Here is a 23,906-nt window from a genome sequence, read left to right as displayed (position 1 = left end):
AGCTCGGGTAAACTCCACTACTGTCTCATCGTGCCGCTGCCTGTGCAGCGGACCAAGTCATTCGTGGTAAAGGAGATAACCCGTGCGCAAGTTGGCCTCTCTGTTAGCTGCCACGCTGGTGTTTGCCGGCGTTTCTGTGCCCGCCCTGGGCTCAGACAAACTCTACATCTACACCGAGAACTTTCCTCCGTACAACATGAGTTCCACCGGCCGTGCCTTCGAGCATAACGGCGATGGCATTGATGGACTGTGCACCGAGATGGTGAAAGCGGTGCTGCAGGCGTCCGGGCTGGACTATGTCATCAAGCTCCGGAACTGGGATTACGGCTACAACCGGGCCCTGAACAAAAAGAACCACGGGATCTTCTGCACCACCTATACCGAAAGCCGGGCACCGCAGTTCAAGTGGGTAGGGCCATTGGCGAACAACCTGTGGACCATCTTTGCCCCGGCCGGCACCAACCTGCAGATCGACGATCTGGAAGATACCCGGGGTTTGCTGTATGCCGGCTATCGCGGTGACGTCATGACCGAATACCTGCTGGAGCGCGGCTATAAGGTCTCGGAGATGGAAAGCGACGATCTGAACCCGAAGCGCCTGGAACTGGGACAGGTTGACCTCTGGATTGCGGACCAGCTGGCCGGGCCCTATTTTGCCTCCCAGCAGGATGTGGAAGGGCTGGTTCCGGTGTATTCGTTCAACAAGACCGAACTGTACCTGGCCATGAACATGGAAACGCCGGACGAGGTGATCCAGAAACTGAATCAGGGCCTGGAAACCATCAAGAACAACGGAATCTACGAGGCTATTGAGACCAAGTACGGCCTCTGATCAGAGCTTTGTTCCATTGCAAAAGGGGAAGCCACTGGCTTCCCCTTTTTCGTTATTGGGCCATCGCTTAACCGGTGCGGCGCAGATCCGGTGAACGAACCGGGCGCAGGGCCTCGGTATGGCTGCGATTGCCCAGAAAGTCGGGCCGCGGTTTGTTGCCGCAGAATGGCTGTTCCAGACGGTTTTCCACACTGTTGTAGACGAAGAACAGATTGCTGCGGGGCCAGGGTGACATATTGGCATTGGAGGCATGCAACGTGTTGCACTCGAATATGATCAGAGAGCCCGCTGGCCCGGTAGGCGCCTGGATGCCGTACTGATCGGCCATCTTCTGCAGGTCCTGCTCGTTGGGGACCCCCAGCTCCTGCTTTTTCAGTGAGAACTGGTAGTTGTCCTCGGGCGTGCGGCCGACACAGGGCACAAACGTTTTGTGGGAGCCGGGAATCAGCATCAATGGGCCGTTGAATGGTGTGTTGTCGGTGAGGGCGATGGAAAAGCTGACGGCCCGCATGCGCGGCATACCGTCCTCGGCGTGCCAGGTCTCGAAATCCGAATGCCAGTCAAAGCCCTTGCCGTGGAAACCGGGTTTGAAATTGATGCGTGACTGGTGGATGTAGGCATCACTGCCCAGTAGCTGGTGCACCATATCCAGCAGGCGGGACTCCCGGGTCAGTCGGTCGAAGCGATCAGACAGTTCGTGGATCCCGAAAATAGAGCGGATTTCCTGCTTGCCCGGCTCAGTAATAGTGCCTTCGGAACGCAGGATGCTGTCGTCATTCTCATAGGCTCGCAGGTCGTCCCGGAAACGTTTGACCGTTTCCTGATCCAGAAAGTTGTTAAATACCAGAAAGCCGTCCCGTTCATACCGGGCCAGTTCAGTTTCGCTCAGCGGCCCATTGTGGCGGTCGGTTCCCTGGCTGTGGATAACCGGGTCCTTGCGCTCGAAACTCTCTGCCGGGCGCTCGAGGCGGGTGGGATAAAAGTCGTCAGTACGATTGTCCATTTTCGAACCTCCTTCTTTTATACGCGAGAATGGTGATGTCTCTAAAAGTCGTTAAACCTCAGTGCATTGTGAGAAAAGTGGTAAGGCAGGGGGAAAGTTGAGGTCGTATCAACGGGATTTCAACCCCGGTTTCCGGATGGTCATGAACAGGCAAAAATGTCCCGGGCAGCGCCCGGGACGGGAAAATACCGGAGGTTAACCGGTAAAGGCCATCTCTTCCGGCGCCACCTGCATGAGGTTGCGGGTCGGGCTCAGCATGCTGGTGGCGTGGGCCTGGGCCCGGGGCAGCAAGCGCTCATAATAGAACTCGGCGGTCGCCAGCTTGGTGCGGTAAAAGGCGTCAGATTCATCGCCGCCGTTTTCCAGTTTATCGCTGGCCACCGCCGCCTGGCGTAGCCACATATACGCCATGGTCACGTAGCCGCTGTACATCAGGAAGTCGTTGGCGGCGGCGCTGACCACGTCGCGATCCTTGCGTGCTGCCAGCATCACGCGCACGGTCAGCAGGTTCCACTGGGCGGTCAGTTTCAGCAGCTCCACCGCCATCGGCCGCAGTTGTTTGTTGGTCAGGTGCTTGCGGGCAAAATTGGCCACCTTGAGGGTGAATTCCCGCACTGCTCCGCCCTGGGTCATCAGCAAGACCTTGCGCCCGAGCAGGTCCAGCGCCTGGATGCCGGTTGTACCTTCGTACAGGGTGGCAATACGGGTATCCCGGACAATCTGCTCCATACCGTGTTCGCGGATGTAGCCATGACCGCCGAACACCTGCATGCCCAGATTGGTGGCCTCACAGCCTAGTTCGGTCAGGAATCCCTTCAGGATTGGCGTCAGGAAGCCGAGTTTGTCGTCATATTTCTCAACCTTGGCGGTATCGCCTGCGGTATGCGCTTCCACCATATGGTCCGCGATCTTGGCGGCGTAATAGAGCATGGAGCGGCCGCCTTCCGCGATGGCTTTCTGGGTCAGCAGCATACGCCGGACATCGGCATGGTGAATCAGGCTGTCGGCAACCTCATCCGGCTCTTTCTTGCCGGACAGCGCCCGCATGGAACGGCGCTCCCTGGCGTAATCCAGAGCCCACTGATAGGACAGCTCGGCGGGGCCAACCCCCTGAATTGCCGTACCGATGCGGGCTGTGTTCATAAAGGTGAACATGCACTCCAGGCCCTGATTCTCCGGGCCGATCAGATAGCCGGTGGCGCCATCGAAATTCATCACACAGGTGGCCGAAGCCTTGATGCCCATTTTCTTCTCCAGCGCGCCGCAACTGACGGCGTTGCGCTCACCGACACCGCCCTGGGCATCGGGCAGGAACTTGGGCACGATAAACAGGCTGATGCCTTTGGTGCCTTTCGGGGCATCCGGCAGACGGGCCAGCACGATGTGAACGATGTTTTCGGTCAGATCGTGCTCTCCTGAGGAAATGAAGATCTTGGTGCCTGTGAGTTTGTAGCTGCCGTCGGCCTGGGGTTCGGCCCGGGTTTTGACCTGGCCCAGGTCGGTACCGCACTGGGGCTCGGTCAGGCACATGGTGCCGCCCCAGCGGCCTTCAGTCAGCGGCGCCAGATAAGTCTGTTGCTGCTGCTCATCGCCGTGCAGATAGATGGTGTTCATGGCCCCCAGGGACAGGCCCGGGTACATGGAAAAGGACCAGTTGGCGGTGCCCATCATTTCCTGCTTCAACAGGCCCATGGAGGCCGGCAGGCCCTGGCCCCCGAATTCCTCCGGTGCCGACAGGCCCTGCCAGCCGCCCATCACATATTGCTCGTAGGCTTCTTTATAGCCCTTGGGGGTGATCACTTCACTGTTTTCCAGGTGGCACCCTTCTTCGTCGCCGGACTGATACAGCGGGCTCAGCACCTCTTCGCAGAAACGGCCGCATTCGCTCAGAATGGCGTCGACAATGTCGGGCGTGGCGTTCTCACCGGAGGCCAGTGTCTGGTAGTGCCGCGGGTAATCGAATACGTCATTGAGCAGGAATTTCATGTCCCTCAGGGGCGCTTTATACACAGGCATAGCCAGTCCTCACATGCATTGATCATCCGGAATTGGTTGGGCCAGAAAGGCCACTGTGTGTGCAGTTGTACGGTATTCCCGGCGGGCTGCCATTGACGGAAAGCGCTGGTGCTGATGTCAGAATGGACAATTGGCTGAAATGACGGTTGGGCCCGGGGACTGATCGGGCACGGCCATGGGTCCGTAATGCTGTAAACGTTCTGTTGCTATCCGGTAGTCGCCAAGGAGTGTAAAAGTCATGCAAACGCAGCCTTTCCCCGGTCTTTTCCATGGTCTTCGAAGCGGTGGTCTTATACTGTTAATGACCCTGATGCTGGCAGGGTGTGCCGGGCCGAATCTGGAGGATTATCAGGGCCAGGCACCGGAGCTGGTGCCCTCGGAGTTTTTCCGGGGCGAACTTTCGGCCCGGGGGGTGGTCAAGGACTACGCCGGCCAGGTTATCCGTACCTTCGACGCAGACATTGTGGCCAGTTGGGATGAAAACGGTGTCGGTACGCTGGATGAGGTGTTCCGTTTCAACGACGGCGAGGTCCAGACCCGGATCTGGACGCTGACACCGGACAACGGCAGCTATCACGCCAGCGCCGGCGACGTGGTGGAAGCCGGCACCATGCGCTGGCAGGGCAACGCCATACACATGAATTATGTCCTGCGGGTGGCATACGGCGATGGCACGATCGATGTCCGGATGGACGACTGGATGTACCTGGTTACTCCCGACACCCTGATCAACCAGACCACCATGAGCAAGTGGGGTGTCGATGTGGGTGAAGTGGTGTTGGTGATTCAGAAACATGAAAGCGGGGCTGTCCCGCAGAACTGAACTCGGAAAGGTTTGCGATACCCATGTGGAAGCAATGGCTGATTGCGGTGGTACTGGTTGCAGCGGGTGCCGGAAGTGCGGTGTTCTTTTTGGCGATGGATTCCTCGTCCACAGAACAGGCCGGTGAGGAGCCGAGGGCCAGCAAAGTCAGTGCAGTGGCGCCCAGATTGCAGCAGGTCAGGGATGAGATTCGTTCGGTGGCCAACCTCAAGGCACTGAATGCCGTGGAACTGACCACCGAAGTCACCGGTCGGGTGGTGCAGATCAACCTCGAACCCGGACAGAAAGTATCTCAGGGCGATGTCCTGTTACGTCTCGACGATCGTCAGGCCCGTGCCGATCTCCAGGTGATTGAAGCCCAGCTGGCCGATGCCAGGCGGCAACTGGAGCGGGCCCGGCGTTTGCGCTCCAACAATAGCGTGTCCCAGTCCCAGGTGGATGAACTGGTCACCGCCGTGAGTGTGGCTGAAGCCCAGCGACAGGCTGCCCGGGTGCGGCTGGAAAACCATCGCATTGAAGCGCCGTTCTCCGGTGTGGTGGGCCTGAGCGACATCAGCGTGGGGGCATATCTGCAAGCGGGCACCACCATTACCACGCTGGACACCACCGATCGAATGGAAATGGGTTTTGCGGTTCCGGAACGTTTTGTCGGCCAGGTTCGGGTAGGCCAATCGGTGATTGCCTCCTCGCCGGCATTCCCAGACGAGGTCTTCCGGGGAGAGCTGGTGGAACTCGCCACCCGCATCAGCGAATTGAGCCGAACCCTGTCGGTGCGAGCCATTATCGATAATCCGGACGGTCGTCTGCGGCCGGGCCAGTTCATGTCGGCGTCACTGACCCTGCAGGAACGGGAAGGGCTGGTGATTCCGGAGCAGGCAGTGATGATTCGTGGCGACGACAAGTATGTGTTTGTTGCCGAAGACGGCGTGGCACGCCGGGTATCGGTGGCGACCGGTTCGCGCATGCCCGGTCTGGTGGAAATTACCTCTGGCCTGACCCTGGACGATGCCGTGGTAGTAACCGGGCAGGATCGCCTGAGTACCGGCGACCGCATTGAAGTACAGAGTAACGACCAGGCGATTCCGGAAAACCGGTTTGCCCGGACCGTGGAGTCCTGATCCATGGTGCTGTCTGATGTCTCCATCAAACGCCCGGTGTTTGCCACCGTTCTGAGCCTGCTGATTGTCGTATTCGGCGTGGCCGCCTTGCTGGGCTTGCCGGTTCGGGAGTATCCGGATATTGATCCGCCGGTGGTTTCGGTGTCCACCGATTACACCGGCGCTGCGGCGGAAGTGGTCGACACCCAGATTACCCAGGTGATTGAAGGGGCCATCAGTGGCATTGAAGGCATTCGCTCCATCGAATCCTCAACCGAACAGGGTGAATCCCGAACCTCAATAGAATTTGATACCTCCCGGGATGTCGACATTGCCGCCAACGACGTACGCGATGCGGTGTCCAGGGTTCTGAACCAGTTGCCGGATGAGGCCGATCCCCCGGTGGTTCAGAAAGCCGATTCCGATGCCCGGCCAATGATGTGGATAACTCTGATCAGTGACGTCTGGGACAGTGCCGAACTCAGTGACTTTGCCGATCGGGTTCTGGCAGACCGGTTATCGGTTCTGGACGGTGTTGCCGATGTCCGGATTGGCGGTGAACGCCGTTACGCCATCCGGGTCTGGCTCGACCGCACCCGCCTGGCGGCCCGCAACATAACCGTTGCCGAGGTGGAGCAGGCACTGCGGCAGAACAACGTGGAGTTACCGGCCGGTTCAGTGGACTCCTCCACCCGCAACTTTACCGTGCGCGCGGAAGGGCGGTTGTCAAATGTGGAAGATTTCCGCAATCTGGTGATCCGCCGGGATGGCAACGACCTGTTGCGCCTGGGCGAGGTTGCCAATGTTCAGGTCGGGGTGGAATCGGATGTTGGTCGTTTGCGGGCCAATGGCGAAACCGCTATCGGGATGGGGGTAATCCGCCAGTCCAAGGCCAACACGGTAGCGGTGTCGGATGCGGTGAAGGCGGAGCTGGTGAAGATTCGCGAGACCTTGCCGCCGGAAGTGCGTATTGCCGAGAGCTATGACGAATCGGTGTTTATCCGGGCTTCGATCAAAGAGGTTCTGACCACGCTGGCGATTGCGGTATCGCTGGTGATACTGGTTATTTTCCTGTTCCTGCGCTCCTGGCGCGCAACCCTGATTCCGGCGGTCACCATTCCGGTGGCGGTGATCGGTGCGTTTATCGGCCTGGGTTTCCTGGGCTTTTCCATCAACGTACTTACCCTGTTGGCCATCATTCTGGCCATCGGCCTGGTGGTGGACGATGCCATTGTCATGCTGGAGAACATCCAGCGTCGCATTGATGAAGGCGAACCACCGTTGCTGGCGGCCTACCGGGGCGCCAAGCAGGTGGCTTTCGCGGTGATCGCCACCACGCTGACTCTGGTGGCGGTGTTTGTGCCCATCTCGTTCATGGGCGGCAACGTGGGCCGGTTGTTTGCGGAATTCGGCTTCACCCTGGCCGCCGCCGTGGTGGTTTCCAGCCTGGTTGCTCTGACCCTGGCGCCGATGCTCTGCTCCAAGTGGCTCCGGCACAGTCCTGACAGTGCCGAGGGGCATCGGCTCTGGGCCTTCAGTGAACGCATCCTGAATGGCCTGACGAATGGCTATCAGAGAATGCTTCGCTTCTCTCTGAACCAGCCGGGCCTGTTGCTCGGGCTTGGTATTGTCGGGCTGATCATCGCTGTGGTGATTTTCCCCCGGTTGCCCCAGGAACTGGCCCCGACCGAAGACCGCGGCGTGATCATCATGCCCGTCAGCGCGCCCCGGGGTTCGACGGTTGAATTCACCGATCACTTTGTCAAACAGGCCGAAGAGCGGCTGTTGCCCTACCTGGATGACGGTATCGCTGAGCGATTCCTGTCCATCGTCGGATTCCGGGATGAAGAAGACAATGCCTTCATGATCATGGGGCTGGTGCCCTGGGAACAGCGGGATATCAAGCAGCAGCAGGTCACCACCGAGATCCGCGACAAGCTGTCTGACATTTCCGGGGTGCGGATCAGTGTCATCAATCCGCCGGGGCTGGGCCAGCGCGGCTTCAATCAGCCGGTGGAGTTTGTCATTGCCGGCCCTGACTACGAGTCGGTGCAGGCCTGGAGTGAGGAGATCGTTGAACGGGCAAAGGAAAACCCGAATCTGCTGAATGTCGACACCGATTTTGAGCTGACCCGGCCGGAACTGAAGGTCAATATTGACCGCGACCGGGCAGCGGATCTGGATATCACCATCGAAGACGTAGGCCTCACCCTGCAGACCATGCTGGCCTCCCGGCAGGTAACCACCTATCTCGATCGGGGCCGGGAATACGACGTCATTATCCAGGCGGACGATGCCGACCGGGCCACGCCCGGTGATATGGAACAGATCTTCCTGCGGCCTCGGGCAGGTGGGGAACTGATTCCACTCAAGGCCCTGGTATCTGTGGAAGAGATCGGGGCCAATCCGGATTTGCGCCGGATTGACCGGCTGCCGGCGGTGGTGGTGAGTGCGTCCCTGGCCGAGGGCTATGACCTGGGTTCAGCGCTGACCTACCTGAATAACCTGGCTGTGGATAACCTGCCTCCGGAGGCCCGGCTCAGTTACAAGGGCCTGTCCCAGGAATTCCAGGATTCCTCGGCGGCCATCTACCTGACCTTCGGGCTGGCGTTTATTATCGTGTTCCTGGTGCTGGCGGCCCAGTTCGAGAGCTGGATCCACCCGCTGATTATCATGCTGTCGGTGCCGCTGGCGGTGACCGGTGCGCTGATCGCGCTGGCCTGGTCGGGCATCAGTCTGAACATCTACAGCCAGATTGGCATCATCATGCTGCTGGGACTGATGGCCAAGAACGGAATTTTGATCGTGGAATTTGCCAACCAGCTTCGGGACAAGGGTTACGAGGTGAAAGAAGCCATTCTGGAAGGCGCCAGCCTGCGCTTCCGTCCGGTACTGATGACCACCATATCTACGGTGTTCGGGGCGGTTCCGCTGGTGATTGCCACTGGTGCCGGGGCCGAGAGCCGGGCGGCTATCGGCATGGTGATCCTGGGTGGCCTGATTTTCGCCACCACCCTGACTCTGTTCATTATCCCGGTCTTGTACAACCTTCTGGCCCGCTTTGCGAAATCCTCGAACGCGGTGGAGCAGGAGCTGGAACGCCTGGCAGCGGGCCCATCCGGCGGTAGCAGTTCGGCGGCGGTGCCACAGCGCAAGGCGGACGATTTCTGAACCCGACCGGGTGAAATCCCGGGATCAAAGGGTGTCCGGGAACAGAACCTGACCGTCCAGGACCTCATCCGGATGGATATCCACGCAGAAGATCCGGTGGCCCTGGGCCAGTGAGGTGCCGGTGGACAGGGTAACGGTTCGTCGGGCGTCCGGAAGGGCCACGTAGGGGCGGCTGCAGCTGATGTGTTGCGGTCGCTCCAGTGCGTTGCGGAAATATTCCCGATGGCTCCAGCAGGCGCCAGCGGACTGATACAGCGGGTTGAATGCGGCATTCCGGGAAGCCCCGGATTGGGCCAGACTACCTTGCTGAACCCCTTTTTGATCGAGCAGGAAGCATCGCCGTACGCCCTCCATTTGCAGCAGAGGCCGGCAGACCCGATCAAATTCCTCGCCCCGGGCCAGGGCATGGCAGGCATCCATGATTTCGAATCTCAGCAGCTTGAGATAGGTCTCGCGGGTCCTGAAATCGTTCTGGCACCAGCGTTCGGATTCAGACATGACCTGTCGCAACGCGGTTTCGGCGGTCTGTGTCAGTTCTTCGGACCCTTGCCCCGGTCGGGCAAACAGAAAGCCCTGCAGCAGATCTGCTTCGGTGGCCAGCGCAATGTGAGCCTGGGCATTGTTCTCGATGCCTTCAATCAGCACCAGGCTGCCACTCTCGCGAATCATCCGGACCAGGCTGTTCAACAGCAATCGCGCGCGGTTGTGATCTTGGGCGTTCATCAACAGGGACCGGTCAATCTTCACGATCAGCGGGTTGATTCGCCACAGGCGCTCAAAATTGGAATCACCCATGCCAAAGTCGTCGATGGCGATCTGGAATCCCCGGGCCTTGGCTTCCTGGACGAACTCCAGCAGCGTGGCGCTGTCCCGGGAGGCGGTCTCCACCAGCTCCAGCACGATTTTCTCCGGATGCACACCCAGTTGATGGCAATGGTCAGCCAGTACAGACAGGTAGTCGTTATGGTGGAACAGAGTGTCCGGGTTGATATTGATAAACAGCCAGATAGGTAGGTTGGCCTGGGTGAAATTCTCCAGATGCAGGTTCAGCAGGTGCCGGTCCAGTTCCGAGGTGACGCCCTGAATGCTGGCCTGCTCGAAAAGCGAAGGCGGCGCCACTGGCTGATTACCACGGCGAACCCGAACCAGTGCCTCGTAGCCGACCATCTTCTGATGGGTGGGGCTGAGAATGGGTTGGTAGACCGACCGGAAATCGTGATGTTCGATAAAGCTGGCGGTTTTGCCAGAGGGGCGGTGCCGGTGCTCGGCAAGTCTGAGAACGCGCTTCATGGTCAGGAACCCTTGTACTGCCTGTTCGAGCCTTCCTGGCCGTGGTTGAGAAACTGCATTCCAGGCTCAAGCGAGTTCTGTGCCAAAACCTCTGGTTGGGCGCCTGACACCGGGGCCAAGCGACCGCGCTGGCGAGCCTGCGTGGAAACTGGCCCTTTGTTGGTGCACTTGCGTTCAGGGGTACCGGTTTTTTGCACCGTATATAGGCATTCTGTAAAAACGCTGTGGATAATTACTGGGATAATTTGCGAATAATGCCAGAGTAATTTAATTAAATTTTTATTTAACAAATAGTTACCGACGTTTTTGGCTGTAAGTGAAGGCATCAATTGTGTGGATAACTTTTTGAAAACTTTTTTGAACAATGTATGACAAGGCTATGAAATCCTGAAACTTTCGGAATTTCCTTATCCTGTACGAACCCTGTCAGAGAGCCGCGTCGCACTGATATTCGGCCAAGGCCAGCCGACAGGGTTTTTATTCACCTCGTTGCTGGTTAAAATTTGCACATTCCGACTGCAATTTCCCGGGCGAGGCGTTATACTCGCCGCCCTGTTTTTTTCCCCGATTTCCGAGGTGTAGTGTGGAGTTTCCGACCCGTTTCGATGTCATTGTCATTGGTGGTGGCCATGCCGGTACTGAAGCCGCCCTGGCGGCTGCGCGCATGGGTTCGCAAACCCTGCTGCTGACCCACAACATTGAGACTCTGGGGCAGATGTCCTGTAACCCGGCCATCGGTGGCATTGGCAAGAGCCATCTGGTGAAGGAAATCGATGCCCTGGGCGGCGCCATGGCCCGGGCCACCGATCAGGCAGGCATCCAGTTCCGGGTCCTGAACAGCCGTAAGGGCCCGGCAGTGCGTGCCACCCGTGCTCAGGCGGACCGGATTCTGTACAAAGCCGCCATTCGCCATATGCTGGAAAACCAGCCCAATCTGACCCTGTTCCAGCAGGCGGCCGATGACCTGATTGTGGAAAACGACCAGGTGGTGGGCGTGGTGACCCAGACCGGCATCCGCTTCAACGCCAAAACCGTGGTCCTGACCACCGGTACCTTCCTCGGTGGCGTTATCCACATCGGTATGCAGAATCACGCCGGTGGTCGCGCCGGTGATGCGCCGGCCAATGCCCTGGCCAAACGCCTGCGGGAGTTACCGTTCAACGTTGGCCGCCTGAAAACCGGAACACCGCCGCGCATTGATGCCCGCACCGTGGATTTCTCCGCGATGCAGCAGCAGTGGGGAGACGATCCGACACCCGTGATGTCGTTTATTGGCAGCCGTGACGAACATCCGGAGCAGATCTGTTGTTACGTGACCCGCACCACTGAAGAAACCCACGACATTATCCGCAGTGGGTTTGACCGCTCGCCCATGTTCGCTGGCAACATCGAGGGCGTGGGCCCGCGTTATTGCCCGTCCATCGAGGACAAGGTCAACCGCTTTGCCGACAAGGATTCGCACCAGATTTTCGTCGAGCCCGAAGGCCTGACCACCAACGAGCTGTACCCGAATGGTATTTCCACCAGCCTGCCGTTTGATATCCAGCTCAAGGCAGTGCGCTCGATTCCCGGTTTCGAGAACGCCCACATCCTGCGCCCGGGCTATGCCATCGAGTATGACTACCTGAACCCGCAGGACCTGCGCCACACCTTGGAAACCAAGTTTATCCAGGGCCTGTACTTTGCCGGCCAGATCAACGGCACCACCGGTTACGAAGAAGCCGGTGCCCAGGGCTTGCTGGCGGGCATCAACGCCTCGCTGCGGGCCCAGGATAAAGAAGAGTGGTACCCGCGCCGGGATGAGGCCTATCTGGGCGTACTGGTGGACGACCTGATCACCATGGGCACCCAGGAGCCCTACCGTATGTTTACCAGCCGTGCCGAATACCGGCTGATCCTGCGGGAGGACAACGCCGACCTGCGCCTGACCGAAACCGGCCGCAAGCTGGGCCTGGTGGACGACGAGCGCTGGCAGAAGTTCAGCGAGAAGTGCGAAGGCATTGCCAAAGAGCGTAGCCGCCTGGAAAGCACCCGTATCCATCCGAACACCGAGGCGGGTGAGCGAGCCAATGGCTACCTGAAACAGCCGATGACCCGTGACCAGTCTCTGGCGGAGCTGCTGCGCCGTCCGGAGATTGTCTACGATCACATCGCCGAGATCGGGGCCGAACGGGCGGAGGACCCGAACGTAGCCGATCAGGTGGAAATCGAGATCAAATACGAAGGCTACATCTCCCGCCAGGCGGATGAGATCGAGCGCCTGCGCAAGAACGAGAACACCGCATTGCCGCTGGATCTGGATTACGACGTCATCGGTGGCCTGTCCAACGAAATCAAGCAGAAGCTCAAGGACGTGCGCCCGGAAACGGTGGCTCAGGCGTCCCGTATCCAGGGTGTGACCCCGGCGGCGGTCAGCCAGATTCTGGTGCATCTGAAAAAGCGCGACCTGTTGAAAAAGCAGAGCGCCTGAGATGAGTTATCCACAGTGGCCCGGCCAGCTTCGGGACGGCCTCGCGGCCATGAACCTGTCTTTGTCCGACAGCCAGCAGCAACAGTTGCTGGCTTTTCTGGCTCTGCTGAACAAGTGGAACAAGGCCTACAACCTGACCGCCGTGCGGGATGAGCGGGTCATGGTCTCCCGCCAGTTGCTGGACAGTCTGAGCATCCTGCCCTGGGTGACCACAAACCATTTGCTGGATGTGGGTGCCGGCGGCGGCCTGCCGGGTATTCCGCTGGCCATTGTGTTCCCGGAAAAACGCTTTACCCTGCTGGACAGCAACGGCAAGAAAACCCGATTCCTGAATCAGTGTGTGCTTGAGCTCGGGCTGGACAACGTTGAAGTTATCCACGGCCGGGCGGAAGACTGCCAGCCCGATCAGCCCTTCACCCAGATCAGCAGCCGGGCCTTTACCGCGCTGGAAAACCTGGTGACCTGGTGTGGCGGTCTGCTCGCGAATGACGGCGAGTTCCTTGCCATGAAAGGCCAGTATCCGGATGATGAAGTAGCTGCCCTTCCGGCGGACTGGCAGGTAGAATCCAGCCATTCCCTGACCGTCCCCGGAGCCGACGGTGAACGGCATTTACTGATCGTCGCCCGGGCTGAACGACACCGGTAACCCTCAACAGCAGGAGGCAAAGCATGGCGCGCGTGATTGCAGTGACCAATCAGAAAGGCGGTGTGGGCAAAACCACCACCTGCGTCAATCTTGCCGCGTCTCTGGCGGCCACCAAGCGCCGGGTGCTGCTGGTAGATATGGATCCCCAGGGCAATGCCACCATGGGCAGCGGTGTGGATAAAAATTCCCTGGAGCTGTCGGGATACGATGTGCTGACCAAACGGGCTACGCCGGCGGACGTGATCGTCCACGCCGAAGCCTCCGGTTTTGATCTGCTGCCCGCCAACGGTGACCTGACCGCCGCCGAAGTGGAGCTGATGAACGAGATTGGCCGGGAACACCGGTTACGGCTGACCCTCAACACCGTTCGGGAAAACTACGACTACATCCTGATTGATTGCCCGCCTTCACTCAGTCTGCTGACCGTGAATGCTCTGTCTGCCGCGGATTCGGTACTGATCCCGATGCAGTGTGAATATTATGCCCTGGAAGGGCTGGCGGCACTGATGAACACCGTCCAGCAGATTCAGGAAACGGTCAATCCCAATCTGGAGATTGAGGGTATCCTGCGCACCATGTACGACCCCCGCAACAGTCTGACTCTGGATGTCTCCGGTCAGCTCAGTGAATATTTCGGTGACAAGGTTTACCGGGCGGTGATTCCCCGTAATGTCCGGCTGGCAGAAGCGCCCAGCTACGGCATGCCGGCACTCAAGTATGATCGGGTGTCCAAAGGTGCGGTGGCTTATCTGGCGCTGGCTGGCGAGATGGTACGCCGGCACGGATCGAAAAAGACATCGCCCGCGGTTGCGGTGTAACATAGATCGCCGTCAGGCAACCATGCACCCACTATTTCAACAGGAAGAATGACAACTACCATGGCGGCGAAGAAGCGAGGCTTGGGCGAACGGGGACTGGGGGCACTGCTCCAGGGCTCGAAGGTGAATCTCAATCAGGAGACCAGTGATCACGATGGTGAACTGCGTGAGATCCCGGTCGACCTGATCCAGCGTGGTCGTTATCAGCCGCGCCGGGATATGGATCCCGCCGCTCTGCAGGAACTGGCAGACTCCATTCGTCAGCAGGGCGTGATGCAGCCGGTCGTGGTGCGTCCGGTTTCGGAAGGCCGTTATGAACTGATTGCCGGTGAGCGCCGCTGGCGTGCCACCCAGCTGGCAGAACTGGACCGTATTCCTGCCATTATCCGCGATGTCCCGGATGAAGCCGCCATTGCGATGGCGCTGATCGAGAACATCCAGCGCGAAAACCTGAACCCTATTGAAGAAGCCTTCGCCCTGCAGCGCCTGCAGGACGAGTTCGGCCTGACCCAGGCTCAGGTGGCCGAGGCGGTGGGCAAGTCCCGAACGACGATCACCAACCTGTTGCGGTTGATCGGCCTGACCGAAGACGTAAGGGTAATGCTGGAGCATGGTGATCTGGAAATGGGTCACGGTCGTGCCATGCTCACCCTGCCACCGGAGCAGCAGATGCAGGTGGCCCGTCAGGTGGTCGCCAAATCGCTGTCGGTACGCCAGACTGAAGCCCTGGTGCGCCGGGTTCAGCAGGAAAAACCGGAAGACAAAGACAACACCAAGCCGGCTCTTGATCCGAACATCCGGGCCTTGCAGGACGATCTGTCTGACCGGCTCGGTGCCCGGGTGGCGATCAATCATGGTAAACGGGGCAAAGGCAAGCTGGTGATTGAGTACAGTTCACTGGACGAGCTTGACGGCATTCTGGGCCACATCCGCTAGTCGGCCCGATAAAACCTGAAAATCATCCTAAAGTCCCGTCTGGTGCCGGAAACACCACATGTGGTTGTGGCGATCGATGAGCAACACAACCTGTGTAAAACTTCAGATTTCGGCGGCAAAATCTGCTCACTTTTTCGCCAATTTTTCCGTGCGGTTATGTTGAACACCTATCGGTTAACACATATAATTCCGCGCGCTTGGAATGACAGCTGGTGATATGAACCGTTCTTCGAGAGCCATCACGTACGTACCACTTGGCAAGTGGTTGATTATAGAGATGGCGGTTCTGCTGATTCTGAGCCTGTTGTGGTTGTTGGAAAGTTGTTTGGCCGGGTATTCCGCCCTCATTGGCGGTCTTATTTTTGTCATACCAAACGCGTACTTTGCTCACCGCGCTTATCGTTATCAGGGTGCCCGACAGATGCACCTGGCAGTGAGCAACATATTCAGGGCAGAGAGCATCAAGCTGGCCCTTACCGCAGTGTTTTTTGCGGCCGTTTTCACTTTAATGGAGCCAGTCCACGTACCGGCTCTGTTATTCACTTTTGCTGTGATGGTTGTGTTGGGTACGGCATTGCGCTGGCTCATCCGGCCGCGACCACAGCGATGACTGGACGAGAGCAGTATGGCAGCTGATACCCCAGTAGAGTATATAAAACACCACCTCACCAACCTTACCTATGGCAAGCTCCCGGAAGGCTATGAGCGCGCGGATGGCAGTGTCGTGCAGGAGGCCACCTGGACCTTCGCACGAACTGGTCAGGAGGCCACAGATATGGGCTTCATGGCAATCCACGTCGATACCCTCGGCTGGTCAATTGCCATGGGTATTCTGTTCCTGGGCCTGTTCCGCTTTGTGGCCAACCGGGTCACCGAAGGCACGCCGAGCGGCTTGCAGAACCTGATCGAGATGACCTTTGAATTTGTTCAGGGCATCGTGCGCGACGTCTTCCACGGCAAGAATCCGTTGATTGCGCCCCTGGCGTTGACGATTTTCGTCTGGATTCTGCTGATGAACATCCTGAAGCTGATCCCCATCGACTATATTCCGTCGATCGCTCACGCGCTGGGGCTTGAGTACTTCAAGATTGTTCCGACCACCGATCCGAATGCTACCTTCGGCATGTCGATTGGTGTGTTCCTGCTGATTCTGTTCTACAGCTTCAAGGTGAAAGGCGTCAGTGGCTTCAGCAAAGAGCTGGCCTTTAACCCGTTCAATCATTGGATCATGATCCCGTTCAACCTGCTGCTGGAAATCCTGGCACTGATCATCAAGCCAATCAGTCTGGCGCTGCGTCTGTTCGGTAACATGTACGCTGGTGAAGTTGTGTTTATCCTGATTGCGCTGTTGCCACTGTGGATTCAGTGGACGTTGAACGTTCCCTGGGCGATCTTCCACATTCTGGTTATTCCGCTTCAGGCCTTTATTTTTACGGTGCTTACTGTGGTTTACCTCAGCGCGGCACACGAAGATCACTGATTAACCCTTAAATAAACAAACCCTTAACTATCTGAAAAAACTGAGGAGTCTTCAATGGAAATGGTATTTATCGCAGCTGCGTTGATCATCGGTCTGGGCGCTCTGGGCGCTGGTATCGGTTTCGGTCTGCTGGGCGGCAAACTGCTTGAGTCCACTGCCCGTCAGCCGGAAATGGCCAACCAACTGCAAACCAAAGCCTTCATCATGGCTGGTCTGCTTGACGCGGTTCCCATGATCGGTGTTGGTATCGCGATGTACCTGATCTTCGTTGTTGCTGGTTAATTAAACCGAGAGCTGTGGGCGCCGGCTAAGGCCGCGCCCCTCCTTCCGGAAACCAGGACGCAACGAATAGCAAGAGGTATATCGCCGTGAATATAAACCTTACGTTGATAGGGCAATCGATTGCCTTCGCTATTTTCGTCTGGTTCTGCGTCAAATATGTATGGCCGCCGATTACGGCTGCCATGGAAGCGCGCCAGAAGAAAATTGCAGATGGCCTATCCGCGGCCGATCGGGCATCACTCGATCTCGAACTGGCCCAGGAAAAAGCCACCAAAGAACTGCAAAAGGCGAAAGAAGAAGCTGCAGCCCTGATTGACCAGGCCAACAAGCGTGCCGCCCAGATTGTGGAAGCCTCCAAAGAGGATGCCCGCAAAGAAGGCGAAAAGCTTATTGAGCAGGCCAGGGCGGAAATTCAACAGGAGCGTGTTCAGGCTCGCGACGCACTCAGAGCAGAAGTGGCCACCCTGGCCGTTGCCGGTGCCGAGAAGATTCTGGAAACCTCTGTAGACGCCAAAGCTCACAGCGAGATGCTGGAAAAGCTGGCCGCAGAACTCTAAACGAGGGTCATCATGGCAGAACTTACAACGTTAGCCCGACCCTACGCGAAGGCCGTTTTTGATGCCGCGCAGGACCAGAACGCCGTTGATCAATGGGATCAGGCTCTGGCTTTTGCCGCTCAGGTTGCGGCTGACCAAGAGGTAAAGAACATCCTGGCCAACCCCGGCCTGTCTGAGCAACGCAAGGCGGAACTCTTCGCAGAGTGTTTTGAAGAGCCGCTGCCTGAAGCACTCAGAAACTTCCTGTTGATTCTTGCTGAAAACAAGCGTCTGGCCCTGCTGCCGGAGATTTCTGCTTTGTTCCGTTTGTACCGTGCAGACCTTGAGAAGTCTGTGCACCTGACAATCGATACCGCATTCGACTTGTCTGCAGACGAGCAGCAGAAACTGATCGACGCACTGTCCAAAAAGCTGGAGCGCAAGGTCGAACTCGAGACCACCGTGGATCAGTCCCTGATCGGTGGCGTGATCGTACGAACAGGCGACCTGGTTATCGACGCTTCAGTCCGTGGCAAACTGGCCAGAATGGCCAGGGCTCTGGGCTCCTGATTTCAGCACAAGGTTTGAGGACAAAGGCATGCAGCAACTGAATCCATCCGAGATCAGTGACATCATCAAGAAGAGAATCGAGAAACTCGACATCTCTTCCGAAGCAAAAAACGAAGGTACGATCCTGTCTGTATCTGACGGTATCGTGCTGATCCACGGTCTGGCCGACGTTATGTACGGCGAGATGATTGAATTTGCCAACGGCACATACGGCATGGCGCTGAACCTGGAGCGTGATTCTGTTGGTGCGGTTGTTCTGGGTGACTACGAAGGTCTGGCCGAAGGCCAGAAGGTACGTTGTACTGGTCGTATCCTGGAAGTACCCGTTGGTAACGAACTGCTGGGCCGTGTGGTTGACTCCCTGGGTAACCCCATCGACGGTAAGGGCGAGCTGGGCAACAGCCTGACCTCCCCGGTCGAGAAGGTTGCACCTGGCGTTATCGCCCGTCAGTCCGTTGACGAGCCGGTACAGACTGGTCTGAAAGCCATCGATACCATGGTTCCCATCGGCCGCGGCCAGCGTGAGCTGATCATCGGCGACCGTCAGATCGGTAAGACCGCGGTTGCCATCGACGCGATCATCAACCAGAAGCACACCGGCATCAAGTGTATCTACGTTGCCGTTGGCCAGAAGCAGTCTTCCATTGCCGCCGTTGTGCGCAAGCTGGAAGAGCACGGTGCCATGGACCACACCATCGTGGTTGCTGCTGGCGCCGCCGATCCGGCCGCCATGCAGTTCCTGGCTCCGTACGCCGGTACTTCCATGGGTGAGTTCTTCCGCGACCGCGGTGAAGACGCCCTGATCGTATACGATGACCTGTCCAAACAGGCCGTTGCCTACCGTCAGATCTCCCTGCTGCTGCGTCGTCCGCCGGGACGTGAAGCATTCCCGGGTGACGTTTTCTACCTGCACTCCCGTCTGCTGGAGCGTGCGTCCCGTGTAAATGCTGACTACGTTGAGCAGTTCACCAACGGCGAAGTGAAAGGCAAGACCGGTTCCCTGACCGCGCTGCCGATCATCGAGACTCAGGCTGGTGACGTGTCTGCGTTCGTACCGACCAACGTAATCTCCATTACCGATGGTCAGATCTTCCTGGAAACCAACCTGTTCAACTCCGGTATCCGTCCGGCCATGAACGCCGGTATCTCCGTATCCCGGGTAGGTGGTGCAGCCCAGACCAAGATCATGAAGAAGCTCGGCGGTAACATCCGTCTGGCCCTGGCCCAGTACCGGGAACTGGCGGCGTTTGCCCAGTTCGCTTCTGACCTCGACGAAGCAACCCGTAAGCAGCTGGAGCATGGTCAGCGCGTCACCGAGCTGATGAAGCAGAACCAGTACAGCCCGATGACCGTTGCGGAAATGGGTACCGTACTGTTCGCAGCGAACGAAGGCTTCCTGGACGATGTGGATGTCAACAAGGTTGTGAAGTTCGAAGCCCAACTGCTGGACTGGATGCGGTCCGAGCAGAAGGAACTTCTGGACAAGATCGGCCCTGAAGGTAACTTCAACGACGACATCACTGCCGGCCTCAAAGCTGCTCTGGAGAAATTCAAGACCACTCAGAGCTGGTAAATCCAAAAGGCCCGCCGTTGTGCGGGCCTGCTGGTCCATTTGAGTGTCTAACTTGAAAAGGCAGTGACATATGGCCGTCGGAAAAGAAATACGTAACCAGATCGGAAGCATCAAGAGCACGCAGAAGATCACGTCTGCCATGGAAATGGTAGCCGCGAGCAAGATGCGTAAGGCTCAGGAGCGTATGCAGGCAACCCGCCCGTACGCTGAAAAGATGCGCCAGGTAATCGGACACATTGCGAAGTCCAACAAGGATTACCGCCATCCGTTCATGCAGGAGCGCGAGGTCAAGCGGGTAGGCTACATTGTGGTCTCCTCTGATCGCGGTCTTTGCGGTGGTCTGAACACCAACGCGTTCAAGCTGCTCGTCAGAGAAATGCGTGAATGGAAACAACAAGGTATTGAGACCGATATCTGCGCTATTGGCCAGAAGGGTGCCTCCTTCTTCCGCAACTACGGCGGGAACGTGGTGGCAGCCGTGACGCACCTGGGCGATAGCCCGAGTGCAGATCAGCTGATCGGTAGCGTCAAGGTGATGCTGGATTCGTTCGTGGAAGGCAAGATCGACCGCCTGTTCCTGATCAGCAACGAATTCGTCAACACCATGACCCAGAGCCCGAAGGCGTTGCAGTTGCTGCCGCTGCCGGAAGGCGATGATGAAGAAATCGGTCACCAGTGGGATTACATCTACGAGCCGGATTCCCGTCCGATCCTTGACGGGCTGATGCCACGTTATATCGAATCCCAGGTGTATCAGGGTGTGGTAGAAAATCTGGCCTGTGAGCAGGCTGCCCGGATGATTGCCATGAAGAGCGCGACAGATAACGCTGGCAGCATCATTGACGAGCTTCAACTGGCCTACAACAAGGCCCGTCAGGCAGCGATCACACAAGAGATTTCGGAGATTGTGAGCGGCGCGGCATCTGTTGGTTAACGCTCACAGACCTACTGGTTTTATTGACTATCAAGATAACGAGGAACCGAGCATGAGTAGCGGACACATCGTTCAGATCATTGGCGCGGTTATCGACGTGGAATTTCCACGTGACTCCGTTCCAAGCGTTTACGACGCACTGCTGCTTGAAGGTGGCGAAACAACTCTGGAAGTCCAGCAGCAGCTGGGTGACGGCATTGTTCGTACCATCGCCATGGGCAGCACTGAGGGCCTGAAGCGTGGCCTGAAAGCAGAAAACACCGGCAAGCCGATCTCTGTACCTGTTGGTACACAGACTCTGGGCCGGATCATGGACGTTCTGGGTCGTCCCATTGACGAACAGGGCGACATCGGCGAAGAAGAGCGCTGGGCTATCCACCGCAAAGCACCGGGCTATGCCGATCAGGCAGCGTCTGCCGACCTGCTGGAAACCGGCATCAAGGTTATCGACCTGATCTGCCCGTTCGCCAAGGGTGGTAAGGTTGGTCTGTTCGGTGGTGCCGGCGTGGGCAAGACCGTAAACATGATGGAGCTGATCAACAACATCGCGAAAGAGCACTCCGGTCTCTCCGTATTCGCAGGTGTTGGTGAGCGGACCCGGGAAGGTAACGACTTCTACTATGAAATGAAGGAGTCCAACGTTCTCGATAAGGTTGCCATGGTATACGGCCAGATGAATGAGCCCCCTGGAAACCGTCTGCGTGTGGCCCTGACCGGTCTCACCATGGCTGAGAAGTTCCGTGACGAAGGCCGTGACGTACTGCTGTTCGTTGACAACATCTACCGTTACACCCTGGCCGGTACCGAGGTATCTGCACTGCTGGGTCGTATGCCTTCTGCGGTAGGTTACCAGCCGACCCTGGCGGAAGAGATGGGTCAGCTGCAGGAGCGGATCACCTCTACCAAGACCGGTTCCATCACTTCTATCCAGGCGGTCTATGTACCGGCGGATGACTTGACTGACCCGTCTCCGGCCACCACCTTCTCGCACCTTGACGCGACCGTGGTACTGAGCCGTGACATCGCTTCCAAGGGTATCTACCCGGCGATCGACCCGCTCGACTCCACCTCCCGTCAGCTGGATCCGCTGGTGATTGGTGAGCAGCACTACAACGTTGCCCGTGGTGTTCAGAACGTTCTGCAGCGCTACAAGGAACTGAAAGACATCATCGCGATCCTGGGTATGGACGAGCTGTCTGAAGACGACAAGCTGATCGTATCCCGCGCCCGTAAGATTGAGCGTTTCCTGTCGCAGCCGTTCCACGTTGCTGAAGTATTTACCGGTTCTCCGGGTAAGTACGTGTCTCTGAAAGAGACCATCGCCAGCTTCGAAGGCATTCTCAACGGTGACTACGACGACATGCCGGAGCAGGCGTTCTACATGTGCGGCGGCATCGAAGAAGCGATTGAGAAAGCTAAGGCAATGAAAGAGAAGGAAGGTAAGTAAGACACCTTTTTTCCTTTCTGACCCAAGAGGCGTATGAAATGGCTATGACCGTACATTGTGACGTCGTAAGTGCCGAGGAAAAAATCTATTCGGGCCTGGTGGAGATGCTGATCGCCACCGGTACCGAAGGTGAGCTTGGCATCCAGTATGGCCATGCTCCGCTACTGACCGAGCTGAAGCCCGGCGCAGTGCGGATCATTAAGCAGGGTGGCAGTGAGGAGATTCTGTACGTATCCGGTGGTTATCTGGAAGTACAGCCCAATCTGGTTACCCTGATGGCCGACACCGCCGTTCGTGCAAAGGATGTGGACGAAGCAGCGGCCCTGGAAGCCCAGAAGCAAGCCGAGAAGGCACTGGCGAACAAGACAGGCGAGTTCGAGTACTCGCGTGCTGCCGCCGAGCTGGCCGAAGCTGCCGCTCAGCTGCGCACCATCCAGAAGCTGCGCAAGCACCTGCGCTAAGCAGAGCCTGTGTCAGCGCCCGGACTGGCCTGACAGTGAACCGCATCCTCAGGTGGAGGGCCCGGTACTCCGGAAACGGAGTGTCGGCGATTCCACCGGGACGCGGTTTTTTCATTTATGGACGTTTTGAATACCGGAGCTGATTGCCCCATGAGCGCGTTACACGTTGTGATCCTGGCCGCAGGCCAGGGCTCCCGCATGAAATCCTCCCTGCCCAAGGTGCTGCACCCGGTGGCGGGTAAAGCCATGCTGCACCATGTGGTTGATACCGCAAAACAACTGGGCGCGGAGAAAATTCACACGGTGATTGGTCACGGAGCCGATCAGGTTCGGGCGTCTCTGGAAGACGACTCGGTGAACTGGGTGTTGCAGACCGAACAGCTGGGCACCGGCCATGCCGTGGCCCAGGCACTGCCGGCACTGCCGGATGATGCCCGGGTGTTGGTGTTGTACGGTGACGTCCCTCTGACTCGCAAAGATACCCTGGAAACCATGGTCGCCGACCTGGACGAACGGAATCTGGCTTTGCTGACGGTGGATATGGACAACCCCCACGGTTATGGCCGGATCGTTCGCAACGAACAAGGCCTGGTTCAGGCCATCGTTGAGCAGAAAGACGCGACCGCTGAACAGCAGCAGATTCAGGAAGTGAACACCGGCATTCTCGCGGTATCCGCCCGTCATCTGAAGCAATGGCTGCCCGCTCTGTCCAACAGCAATGCCCAGGGCGAGTATTATCTGACTGACATTATCGCGATGGCGGTCGACCACGGCTTGTCAGTGACGGTTTCCCAGCCGCTGAATCCGTTTGAGGTTCAGGGCGTGAATAACCGCCTGCAACTGGCGGAACTGGAGCGCTGGTACCAGCGTCAGCAAGCCGAGCGTTTGATGACCGAGGGTGCATCCCTGGCGGACCCGGCCCGCATTGAGGTGCGCGGTGAGCTCACCATTGGCAACGACCTGTGGATAGACGTGAATGCGGTCTTTGAAGGCCGGGTGAGCCTCGGCAACAACGTCGTGATCGGACCCAACTGTGTGATCAAAGACGCCACCATCGCCGACGGTGCCGAGATCAAGGCCAACAGCGTGATTGAAGGTGCTGTAGTGGGTGCCAACGCCCAGATCGGGCCATTCGCACGTCTGCGCCCGGGAACTGAACTGGCCGCCAACACCAAGGTTGGCAATTTTGTCGAAACCAAGAAGGCCGTGGTGGGTGAGGGCAGCAAGATCAATCACCTCAGTTACGTTGGTGATGCCTCACTGGGCCGTAATGTGAATGTGGGTGCAGGTACCATCACCTGCAATTATGATGGTGTGAACAAACACCAGACGGTATTGGGTGACGGGGTATTTGTCGGCTCCAATACCTCACTGGTCGCCCCGGTGAACGTAGCAGAACAGGCCACCATTGGTGCCGGCTCGACCATTACCCGCGATATCAGCGAAGGGGAACTGGCGGTGGCCCGTGGCAAGCAGCGCAACATCGCCGGCTGGGAACGGCCGAAAAAAGCGTAACCAACG

Annotated in this window: 21 protein-coding genes; 18 read left to right on the top strand and 3 right to left on the bottom strand. The window is 58.0% G+C overall.

What is annotated here, in order from left to right; all coding sequences use genetic code 11:
* Positions 1 to 82 precede the first annotated feature (82 nt).
* Positions 83 to 832 carry a substrate-binding periplasmic protein gene (locus C7436_RS12400; RefSeq protein WP_014423150.1) on the top strand — a complete coding sequence of 250 codons (750 nt, stop codon included), beginning with the start codon at positions 83 to 85 and terminating at the stop codon, positions 830 to 832.
* 67 nt (positions 833 to 899) lie between these two features.
* Here the strand turns inward: C7436_RS12400 and thpD are convergent, their stop codons facing one another.
* Together thpD and C7436_RS12390 are read right to left on the bottom strand one after the other, a co-directional pair.
* Positions 900 to 1,835: an ectoine hydroxylase gene (gene thpD / locus C7436_RS12395; RefSeq protein WP_121208018.1), complete on the bottom strand. Its 936-nt coding sequence runs from the start codon at positions 1,833 to 1,835 to the stop codon at positions 900 to 902.
* A gap of 195 nt (positions 1,836 to 2,030) precedes the next feature.
* Positions 2,031 to 3,851 (bottom strand): acyl-CoA dehydrogenase C-terminal domain-containing protein, encoded by a 1,821-nt coding sequence (locus C7436_RS12390; RefSeq protein WP_121208017.1) that lies wholly within the window; start codon positions 3,849 to 3,851, stop codon positions 2,031 to 2,033.
* Between the two features lie 310 nt (positions 3,852 to 4,161).
* Between C7436_RS12390 and C7436_RS12385 the strand changes: the two genes are divergently transcribed.
* From C7436_RS12385 to C7436_RS12375, 3 genes are read left to right on the top strand one after another with little or no spacing between them, the layout of a single operon-like run.
* Entirely contained in the window at positions 4,162 to 4,674 is a 513-nt protein-coding gene (locus tag C7436_RS12385) for a DUF3833 domain-containing protein (protein ID WP_374730301.1), read from the top strand.
* Positions 4,675 to 4,697: 23 nt separating this feature from the next.
* The gene (locus C7436_RS12380) at positions 4,698 to 5,792 is read left to right on the top strand and encodes an efflux RND transporter periplasmic adaptor subunit (RefSeq protein WP_121208016.1); all 1,095 of its coding nucleotides are present in this window, start codon (positions 4,698 to 4,700) and stop codon (positions 5,790 to 5,792) included.
* A 3-nt stretch (positions 5,793 to 5,795) separates the two neighbouring features.
* A complete protein-coding gene (locus tag C7436_RS12375; protein ID WP_014423145.1) occupies positions 5,796 to 8,942 on the top strand; it encodes an efflux RND transporter permease subunit in 3,147 nt (1,048 codons plus the stop codon).
* 24 nt (positions 8,943 to 8,966) lie between these two features.
* On the opposite strand, the gene C7436_RS12370 is transcribed toward C7436_RS12375, so the two are convergent.
* The gene (locus C7436_RS12370) at positions 8,967 to 10,232 is read right to left on the bottom strand and encodes a sensor domain-containing phosphodiesterase (RefSeq protein WP_121208015.1); all 1,266 of its coding nucleotides are present in this window, start codon (positions 10,230 to 10,232) and stop codon (positions 8,967 to 8,969) included.
* Between the two features lie 583 nt (positions 10,233 to 10,815).
* Between C7436_RS12370 and mnmG the strand changes: the two genes are divergently transcribed.
* The 14 genes from mnmG (at position 10,816) to glmU (ending at position 23,900) form a co-directional block, all read left to right on the top strand.
* Positions 10,816 to 12,702, top strand: coding sequence for a tRNA uridine-5-carboxymethylaminomethyl(34) synthesis enzyme MnmG (gene mnmG, locus C7436_RS12360; RefSeq protein ID WP_014423142.1), 1,887 nt, complete (start codon positions 10,816 to 10,818; stop codon positions 12,700 to 12,702).
* A 1-nt stretch (position 12,703) separates the two neighbouring features.
* Entirely contained in the window at positions 12,704 to 13,348 is a 645-nt protein-coding gene (gene rsmG, locus C7436_RS12355) for a 16S rRNA (guanine(527)-N(7))-methyltransferase RsmG (protein WP_121208013.1), read from the top strand.
* Between the two features lie 23 nt (positions 13,349 to 13,371).
* On the top strand, positions 13,372 to 14,166 hold the full coding sequence (locus C7436_RS12350; RefSeq protein ID WP_014423140.1) for a ParA family protein: 795 nt from the start codon (positions 13,372 to 13,374) through the stop codon (positions 14,164 to 14,166).
* A gap of 60 nt (positions 14,167 to 14,226) precedes the next feature.
* Positions 14,227 to 15,102, top strand: coding sequence for a ParB/RepB/Spo0J family partition protein (locus tag C7436_RS12345; protein ID WP_014423139.1), 876 nt, complete (start codon positions 14,227 to 14,229; stop codon positions 15,100 to 15,102).
* 202 nt (positions 15,103 to 15,304) lie between these two features.
* Complete coding sequence (locus C7436_RS12340; protein ID WP_121208012.1) at positions 15,305 to 15,712, top strand: ATP synthase subunit I; 408 nt, start codon at positions 15,305 to 15,307, stop codon at positions 15,710 to 15,712.
* Between the two features lie 15 nt (positions 15,713 to 15,727).
* Positions 15,728 to 16,582, top strand: a complete 855-nt coding sequence (gene atpB, locus C7436_RS12335) for a F0F1 ATP synthase subunit A (RefSeq protein WP_011787282.1) — start codon at positions 15,728 to 15,730, stop codon at positions 16,580 to 16,582.
* Positions 16,583 to 16,636: 54 nt separating this feature from the next.
* Complete coding sequence (gene atpE, locus C7436_RS12330; protein ID WP_014423137.1) at positions 16,637 to 16,864, top strand: F0F1 ATP synthase subunit C; 228 nt, start codon at positions 16,637 to 16,639, stop codon at positions 16,862 to 16,864.
* 86 nt (positions 16,865 to 16,950) lie between these two features.
* Positions 16,951 to 17,421, top strand: a complete 471-nt coding sequence (locus C7436_RS12325) for a F0F1 ATP synthase subunit B (protein WP_011787280.1) — start codon at positions 16,951 to 16,953, stop codon at positions 17,419 to 17,421.
* A 12-nt stretch (positions 17,422 to 17,433) separates the two neighbouring features.
* A complete protein-coding gene (locus C7436_RS12320; protein ID WP_011787279.1) occupies positions 17,434 to 17,970 on the top strand; it encodes a F0F1 ATP synthase subunit delta in 537 nt (178 codons plus the stop codon).
* 28 nt (positions 17,971 to 17,998) lie between these two features.
* Entirely contained in the window at positions 17,999 to 19,543 is a 1,545-nt protein-coding gene (gene atpA, locus C7436_RS12315) for a F0F1 ATP synthase subunit alpha (protein ID WP_011787278.1), read from the top strand.
* A 70-nt stretch (positions 19,544 to 19,613) separates the two neighbouring features.
* Positions 19,614 to 20,477, top strand: a complete 864-nt coding sequence (gene atpG / locus C7436_RS12310; RefSeq protein WP_011787277.1) for a F0F1 ATP synthase subunit gamma — start codon at positions 19,614 to 19,616, stop codon at positions 20,475 to 20,477.
* Between the two features lie 52 nt (positions 20,478 to 20,529).
* Positions 20,530 to 21,924, top strand: coding sequence for a F0F1 ATP synthase subunit beta (gene atpD, locus C7436_RS12305; protein ID WP_011787276.1), 1,395 nt, complete (start codon positions 20,530 to 20,532; stop codon positions 21,922 to 21,924).
* 38 nt (positions 21,925 to 21,962) lie between these two features.
* Positions 21,963 to 22,385: a F0F1 ATP synthase subunit epsilon gene (locus C7436_RS12300; RefSeq protein ID WP_014423136.1), complete on the top strand. Its 423-nt coding sequence runs from the start codon at positions 21,963 to 21,965 to the stop codon at positions 22,383 to 22,385.
* Between the two features lie 150 nt (positions 22,386 to 22,535).
* Positions 22,536 to 23,900 (top strand): bifunctional UDP-N-acetylglucosamine diphosphorylase/glucosamine-1-phosphate N-acetyltransferase GlmU, encoded by a 1,365-nt coding sequence (gene glmU, locus C7436_RS12295; RefSeq protein WP_121208011.1) that lies wholly within the window; start codon positions 22,536 to 22,538, stop codon positions 23,898 to 23,900.
* Positions 23,901 to 23,906 lie beyond the last annotated feature (6 nt).

Source organism: Marinobacter nauticus (genome assembly GCF_003634635.1).
Lineage (GTDB): Bacteria > Pseudomonadota > Gammaproteobacteria > Pseudomonadales > Oleiphilaceae > Marinobacter > Marinobacter nauticus.
Note: the sequence above shows the minus strand (reverse complement) of the source record. Positions and strands in the feature narration are given on the sequence as shown.